Origin of the sequence: Agathobaculum faecis (assembly GCF_014287995.1) — a bacterium.
GTDB classification, from domain to species: domain Bacteria; phylum Bacillota; class Clostridia; order Oscillospirales; family Butyricicoccaceae; genus Agathobaculum; species Agathobaculum ammoniilyticum.
This window is the reverse complement of sequence record NZ_JACOPL010000066.1, coordinates 1-860: the sequence shown is the minus strand read 5'-3', so window position 1 is coordinate 860 and position 860 is coordinate 1. Positions and strand designations below refer to the sequence as shown.

The 860-nt window shown below is 65.3% G+C and carries 1 protein-coding gene; it reads right to left on the bottom strand.

Annotated features, from left to right (window positions below; genetic code table 11):
- Positions 1-860 (bottom strand): DEAD/DEAH box helicase family protein (locus H8S45_RS17000; RefSeq protein WP_186950600.1); only part of this gene is annotated, 860 nt, incomplete at both ends.

The window sequence follows — 860 nt, the reverse complement described above, 5'->3', positions numbered from 1 at the left end:
TCTATCTTCCCTCTGTACCGGTTTTTGATATAGGTGCTGAGCGGGAAGCGGCGGCACGCGCCGCGGGCGGCCATGAAACGGTCCGGCTCGCGCAGCAGGGCGGCAAGCTGCTTTTTCGCCGCCGCTGTTTTGCAGGCGTCCCGCGCAAGGTACGCAAAACGGCGGTGGACATAGCCCAGATGGCTGATGCGCACCCATTCGCTCTGTTCCTCCGCGGTTGTGGCTGTCCAGAGGACAGCGCCGCAGCCTTCGCACTTGCGGTTGGCGCGGGTCTCTGTCCGGAAGTATTCCGGCGTAGCGTCTGTCAATGTCCGCTTACCGCAGTCCATGAATTCCATCTGGATCACGCTGCCGCAGTCCGGGCAGGTAAAGCCCTGCCGCCTTGCGTCCCATCTGGCCGCTGGGCGGCGCATATAGCCGTCCCGCGCGCTTTCCCTGGACAGGACTGCAAACACGGTGCGGCCGCCGCGGGCATACCCCGCGTAGAGGGCGTCCATGTCCGCCGGCGTCCGCACGATGGCAGCACGCGCGTTTGGGATGGCCTCCTCCAGCTCGCGCACCCATTTGCCTGTCATGTGGGAGGGGCAGAGGACGATATGCAGGCACTTCCTGTGCTTTTGCAGGAAGTATGCCTGCAAGGCGAGGCTGCCGACCTTAGACTTTCCTGACCCGCATTCTGCGATGAGCAGGCCGAACCTGGCGGTCTGCAGCCTGCGCCGAAGCGCTTCCGCGGCGGCAAGCTGGGCGCCGTACAGGTGGTACCCTGCCGTCTGCGCCACGAACTGGTCCAGCCCCAGCACCCCCTCTGACAACGGCTCCTGGGCCGGATCATACAGGGGCTGGAACTGCCCGCGGATGCG